7 protein-coding genes are annotated in these 6,223 nt (G+C 73.3%); 4 read left to right on the top strand and 3 right to left on the bottom strand.

Annotated features, from left to right (window positions below; all coding sequences use genetic code 11):
• The 3 genes from DKL51_RS28795 to DKL51_RS28785 all read left to right on the top strand — a co-directional run.
• Positions 1 to 671: glycosyltransferase (locus DKL51_RS28795; protein WP_124812773.1), on the top strand; the 671-nt coding region annotated here is incomplete at its 5' end.
• 144 nt (positions 672 to 815) lie between these two features.
• Positions 816 to 1,625, top strand: a complete 810-nt coding sequence (locus DKL51_RS28790) for a metal-dependent hydrolase (protein WP_109964274.1) — start codon at positions 816 to 818, stop codon at positions 1,623 to 1,625.
• Positions 1,622 to 2,539 carry an amidohydrolase family protein gene (locus tag DKL51_RS28785; RefSeq protein ID WP_124812771.1) on the top strand — a complete coding sequence of 306 codons (918 nt, stop codon included), beginning with the start codon at positions 1,622 to 1,624 and terminating at the stop codon, positions 2,537 to 2,539. The genes DKL51_RS28790 and DKL51_RS28785 overlap by 4 nt, the downstream gene beginning before the upstream one ends.
• Positions 2,540 to 2,598: 59 nt before the next feature.
• Here the strand turns inward: DKL51_RS28785 and DKL51_RS28780 are convergent, their stop codons facing one another.
• The gene (locus DKL51_RS28780; protein ID WP_124812769.1) at positions 2,599 to 3,645 is read right to left on the bottom strand and encodes a phosphotransferase; all 1,047 of its coding nucleotides are present in this window, start codon (positions 3,643 to 3,645) and stop codon (positions 2,599 to 2,601) included.
• Between the two features lie 105 nt (positions 3,646 to 3,750).
• On the opposite strand from DKL51_RS28780, the gene DKL51_RS28775 reads away from it, so the two are divergent.
• A complete protein-coding gene (locus DKL51_RS28775; protein WP_109947655.1) occupies positions 3,751 to 4,311 on the top strand; it encodes a cysteine hydrolase family protein in 561 nt (186 codons plus the stop codon).
• Positions 4,312 to 4,364: 53 nt separating this feature from the next.
• On the opposite strand, the gene DKL51_RS28770 is transcribed toward DKL51_RS28775, so the two are convergent.
• The gene (locus DKL51_RS28770; protein ID WP_109947654.1) at positions 4,365 to 4,958 is read right to left on the bottom strand and encodes a nucleotidyltransferase family protein; all 594 of its coding nucleotides are present in this window, start codon (positions 4,956 to 4,958) and stop codon (positions 4,365 to 4,367) included.
• A 164-nt stretch (positions 4,959 to 5,122) separates the two neighbouring features.
• A partial coding sequence (locus tag DKL51_RS28765; protein WP_124812767.1) for a bifunctional 3'-5' exonuclease/DNA polymerase occupies positions 5,123 to 6,223 on the bottom strand: 1,101 nt, incomplete at its 5' end.

The following is a 6,223-nucleotide window of genomic DNA, read 5'->3' as shown; positions in this document are numbered from 1 at the left end:
GGGTGGTGATCGCCGGCGACGGCCCCCTCGTCGGGTACGCCGGACGGCTGGTCTACGAGAAGGGCGTGCAGCACCTGGTACACGCCGTGCCGTACCTGCTCGAGCGGCACCCGGGCCTGCGGGTGGTGATCGCCGGCGACGGGCCTTACCGGGACGAGCTGCAGTCCGAGGCGCGGCGGCTGCACCTCGACGACACGGTCCGCTTCGCCGGGTTCATGGATTCCACCCAGCTCCCCGCGGTGCTTGCCGCGACCGACGCGACCGTGGTCCCGAGCCTCTACGAACCGTTCGGCATGATCGCCCTGGAGGCGGCCGCCGCCGGGGCGCCCCTCGCGGTGGCGCGCACCGGCGGGCTGGCCGAGATCGTCGAGCCCGGCGTGACCGGGGTGACCTTCCCGCACGGCGATCCGGGCGCGCTCGCCGGCGCGGTCCACCAGTTGCTCGGCGACGAGGTCTTCGCCCGCCGAATGGCCCGCCGAGCCCGCACCATGGTCACCGAGCGGTACGGCTGGGCCACCATCGCCGTCCGGACAGCCGCCAGCTACGCCGCCGCCTGCCGGGAGCACGGCACCTTCCAGGCCCGCCGGGCCGCCGCCCTGCTGGTCGACGGGCGAGCCCGGATCGAGATTCCGGACGGGAACCTGCTGGCCAAGGAGGGTGCCGCCTCCTGACCCCGGCGACCCGCTCCGCCTGCTGGCCGCGGCCTTCCGCGACCCCTTCCCCAGTGGACCGTCCGGGTGATCCCCTCGACGGCGGCGGCAAACTACAGTGGCGTAGTTTTGTCGATCAAGATCTCTGGGGAAGGGCGAGTCGAGATGATGGGACCGTCCCACGCGCTGTCCGGCGCGGCGGTGTGGCTGGCCGGCTCCTGGGCGCTGGACCAGTTCGCCGACTACCACCAGACGCCGCTGGCGCTCGCGGTCGGGACCGCCGTCTGCGCGGGTGGGGCCCTCTTTCCCGACCTCGACCTCTCCGGCAAGGTGACCCGCAACCAGGGCGGGGCGACGGTGGCCCGCACCTTCGGGGTGTTCAGCCTCTTCATCGCCGAGGTGATGGAGAAGATCTCGCTCGGGGTCTACTACGCCACCAAGCTGAGCCGGGACCCGCGCCGGAACAACGGCCACCGGACGCTGACCCACACCCTCCCGTTCACCGGGCTGGTCGGCTGGGGCACCACCGCGCTCTGCGCCCACTACGGCAAGTGGGCGGTGGTGAGCATCCTGTTCTTCATGATCGGGCTGGCGCTGCGCGGGCTGTTCGACGAGTGGGCCGAGCGGGCCGGCTGGGTGATCGTCACGCTGGCGTCGGCGGCCGCTGCCTGGTTCACCTTCGCCAACCTTCCCGGCGACCGCGGCTATCCGCTGATCGGGCTCGCGGTCGGGGTGGGCTGTTTCGTGCACATCCTCGGCGACATGATCACCCGGGCCGGCGTACCGATCCTCTGGCCGATCCCGATCAAGCGGCGGATGTGGCTGATGGTCGGCCTGCCGAACGGCATCGCGCTGCGGACCGGCAGCAAGGCCGAGGTGATCGTGCTGCGGGCCGCGCTGACCGTCCTCGCGGCGCTCGCCGCGGTGGGGCTGGTCGCGCCGTCGGTGCTGCACCGGTTCAACATCGAGGTATGAGCGAGATCGTGGACGACGCCATCCGACGGCCGCCGGTCGAGGACGACGAGGTGCCGGCGTTCTGGCGGCGGCTCGGGCTGCCCGGGCTGGCCGACGTGCACACGCACTTCCTGCCGCCCCGGCTGCTGCGCAAGGTGTGGGCGTACTTCGACGCGGCCGGGCCACTGGTCGGCACCGAATGGCCGATCCGGTACCGGTGGAGCGACGCCGAGCGGGTGGCGCACCTGCACCGGCTCGGCGTACGCGCGTTCACCGCGCTGGCGTACCCGCACCGACCCGGGATGGCGGCGGCGCTGAACCGGTGGACCCTGGACTTCGCCCGCGCCACGCCGGGCTGCCTGCCCTCGGCCACTTTCTATCCGGAGCCGGAGGCCGTCGGATACGTCACCGACGCGCTGGCCGAGGGGGCCCGCGTGTTCAAGGTGCACGTCCAGGTCGGTGGCTTCCTGCCCACCGATCCGGCGCTGGACAAGGTGTGGGGGCTGCTGGCGGAGGCCGGCGTACCGGTGGTGGTGCACGTGGGGCACGCCCCGGTGGGAACCGCGCACACCGGGCCGGAGGCGTTCGCCGCGCTGCTCGCCCGGCACCCGAGGCTGGCGGCGATCGTGGCACACCTGGGCGCGCCGGACTACACCGCGTTCCTCGACCTCGCCGAGTCGTACGAGCGGGTGCGGCTGGACACCACCATGGCGTTTACCTCGTTCTTCGACCGGTTCGTGCCGTTCCCCGACGGGGAGCGGTCGCGCCTGCGTGAGCTGGGGCTGGCCGGCAAGGTGCTGCTCGGCAGCGACTTCCCGAACATCCCCTACCCGTACGCCGAGCAGCTCGACGGGCTGGCCCGCCTCGACCTCGGCGACGACTGGCTGCGGGCGGTCTGCTGGGCCAACGCCGCCGCCCTGTTCGACCTGTCCTGAGGCGCCCGACGCCCCACTGGTAGCGGCGCCTGGCCGACACTCCGGCGGACGCCGGACGGTCAGCCGAGCGCCTCGGCCGACCAGCGGGCGAGCAGCTCCAGCACGGGGAGCCGGCCGGCGAACATCGCCGCCTCGTCGCGTCGGTCGTACGTCTGGCCGGTCCCACCGCCGGCCCGGTTGAGCATCACCGGCGCGAGCCAGAAGTACTTGGCCGCGCCGGTGAGCCGGACCGCGCGGACGACCAGCGCCGGATCGACCGCCTTGCCCAGCCCGGCCAGATAGCCGTCCAGCACCGCCTCCACCATGTCGGGCAGGAGCGCGACGTCGACCAGGCCGTCGAAGAAGGTGTCCAGCACCAGGTTGGCCGCGTCCTCCCCGATCGGCCCGGCGCCCACGAAGGACCAGTCCAGCAGCACCGGGCCGTCGGCGGTGAAAAGAAGGTTGGTCGGCCAGACGTCGTGGTGGCAGAGGGTCCGCGGCAGCCGGTCGGTGGCGGCCAGCACACCGTGCCGCTCCTCCCACAGCCGCCGCAGGTCCTTGCGGAGCGGCGCCGGCCAGGCCGCGACGGCGACCGGATGGTCCCAGGGCACCGGCTCGCTGACCGGGCGGCTGGACGTGTAGTCGCGCAGCCAGTTCCGGGCCAGCCAGTCGTACCGGTCGGCGGAGCGCGTCCCGCCCTCGGCGAGCCAGTCGGCGTGCGCGGCGCCGAGCCGCCGGGCCACCTCGGCGAAGTCGTCCACCGTGCCGGCCGTTCCCGGCCGACCGTCCATTTCGGCCAGCCAGAGCGCGACCGTGCCGTCCGGTCGCTCGTCGATCCTCAGCACCTCCGGGGCGGCCAGTCCGGCGTCGGCCCAGGCGGTGCCGGCCAGCCCGCTGGCGTACGCCTCGGCCTCGCGCCGCCAATAGTTCCAGTGCCCGGGGTCGTCACTCGCCGCCCAGTGCACCGGGCCGACACCGCCACCGGGCGGGGTGATCAGCTTGAGCACCGCCGGCCGGCCGTCCCGACGGGTCCGCCAGATGCCGCCGGTGACGCCGTTGAGCGGGTTGTGGGTCAGCGGATGCGCCGGCACCTCGGCGGGCACCAGGTCGAGCGGGGGACGGGTCACCGCGGCGAGCCTACCGGTCCGGCGGTCCGGCTCGGTCCCGCCCGTTGTCGGTGGGTGGGTCTACCGTCGGTGGGCACAGGAGTTCAGCGTGAGTAGGGGGAGATTATGACCACACTCGAGAATCGGCCGAACACCGCGCTCCTCGTCGTCGACGTGCAGAACGGCGTCGTCGAGGGGGCTCACGAGCGCGACACGGTCGTCGCGAACATCGGCAGCCTGGTCGAGAAGGCGCGGCGGGAAGGTGTCCCGGTTGTCTGGGTCCAGCACTCCGACGAACACCTGGCGCGGGGCAGCGACAACTGGCGGATCGTCCCCGAGCTGACGCCGGGCGACGCCGAGCCGCTCGTCGAGAAGCACTACGGCGACTCCTTCGAGGACACCAGCCTCGAAACCGTGCTGTCCGGCTTCGCGGTCGGGCGACTCGTGGTCGTCGGCGCACAGACCGACGCGTGCATCCGCTCGACGCTGCACGGCGCGTTCGCCAGGGGCTACGACGCAACCCTGGTCAGCGACGCCCACACGACGGAGGACCAGACGCCGTGGGGGGCGCCGCCGCCAGACCAGGTCATCGCGCACACCAACCTGTACTGGACCTACCAGGCGGCGCCGGGGCGGACGGCCGGGACGGTCGAGACCAAGAACGCCGACTTCGGCGGCACGTCCTGAGGCCGCTCCGACGCGGGTGGGAACGCCTTCCGCCAACCTGATGGCCGCTACCCCTAGGCACCCACCCGCTGGGGCGGGACGGTGAGGCCGTAGAGCGCCATCAGCTCCGGGCTGTCGATCCGGCTTCCATCGGCGACCGAGTCGCAGGAGATGTCCACGATCTGGTCCTTGTGCGCCAGCAGGTAGGGCCGGGCTCCGACGTCGGCGCTGGCCAGGGTCGCGATGCCGGACCAGTGCCGGCGGCCGAAGAGCATGGGGTAGCCGCGCAGGCCACCGTAGGTCGCGCAGACCAGCACGTCCGGGTACGGCAGCGCGACCACCCGCTGAACGGCCGCGGCGGTCAGTCCAGGCATGTCGACCGGTACCACGACGACGGCTTCGATCCCGTCGTCGGTCAGCGCCGCCAGGCCGGCCCGGATCGAGGAGCCGACCCCGGTCCCCCACGCCCGGTTGATCACCACGGTGGCCCCGCTCAGGTCCGCCGTCTCGCGGACCTGGTCGGCCGCCGCACCCAACACGACCACGACCTGCTCGCAGCCCGCCTCGGTCATCGTATCGATCATCTGCCTGACCAGGGCCTTCTCCCCCTGGTGCAGCAACGCCTCGGGTCCACCGATCCGGCGTCCCCCACCAGCGGCGATGATCATTCCTGCGATCCGGTTCAGCGCTGCGCCCCCTCCACCTGGAGACCGACCCGGCATACGCCCGGCCCGTCCCGTCGTACGGACACCGGGCCCAACGAGCGCCCCCGAGCGGGGTGGCGGGGCGAATAGGAGCGATTCGGGCGGTATACCGCTTTGTTGCCCTACCGTTATGCCGCGTCGGCGTAGCAGTCGACGATGGACGTGTCCAGCGGGAAGCGGACCGGGGTGTCGCCGAAGAGCAACGCCGTCGCCCGGGCGCCCGCGGCGGTCACCGCCTCCGCCACCGCATCGGCCTGCTCCACTGGGCAGTGCACGATCACCTCGTCGTGCTGGAAGAAGACCAGCTCCGCCTGCGTACCGGCCAGCGCCGTGCGCAGCGTGGCGAGCAGGGTGGAGGCCCACTCGGCGGCGGTCGCCTGGATGACGAAGTTGCGGGTGAACCGGCCACGGGAGCGGGCCGCTCGGGCGCGGGGGCTCTGCGGGTCGGCGCCCGCGTCCGGATCCGCCTCCTCGCCGTCGGCGAAGCCGACCGACCCCGGCGGGCAGGTACGCCCCAGCCAGGAGCGGACCAGGCCGCCGGCCTCGCCGGTGCGGGCGGCCGCCTCGACGTACCCGAACGCGATCGGGTAGTTGCGCTTGAGCACGGCCAGGGCGGGCACCGCCGCGCCTCCCGTCTGCCCGTACATGGCGCCGAGCAGGGCCACCTTCGCGCGGGCCCGGTCACCGGAGAAGGCGTCCCGGGCGAGCGCCGCGTAGAGGTCCCCGGCGCCACCGGCCTCGGCCAGCCGCTCGTCTCCGGAGACCGCAGCGAGCACCCGGGGCTCCAGCTGACCCGCGTCGGCCACCACGAACGTCCAGCCCGGGTCGGCCACCACGGCCCGCCGGATCACCTTGGGGATCTGCAACGCCCCGCCGCCCCGGGTGGCCCACCGGCCGGAGACCACCCCGCCGGGGACATACTCGGGATGGAACCGGCCGTCGGCGACCCAGGCGTCCCGCCACGCCCAACCGTGCGCCGTCCAGATCCGGTAGAGCTCCTTGTATTCCAACACCAGCGGCACCGCCGGGTGCTCCACCCCGCGCAGCACCCAGGCCCGGGTGCTGGGCAGCTCCACGCCGGCCCGAGCGAACGCCTTGAGCAGCTCGGCCGGGGAGTCGGCGTGCACCTGCCGGACGCCGAACGCCTCGGCGATCCGGGCCGCCAGCTCGGCCAGCCGCCGGGGCGGCCCGCCGACCGGAGACGCCTCGCCGAGCAGGTCAGCCAGGAT

The organism is Micromonospora globispora (assembly GCF_003857015.1).
GTDB classification, from domain to species: Bacteria; Actinomycetota; Actinomycetes; order Mycobacteriales; family Micromonosporaceae; genus Micromonospora; species Micromonospora globispora.
The sequence above is the reverse complement of the archived record's forward strand: the minus strand, read 5'-3'. Positions and strand labels throughout refer to the sequence as shown.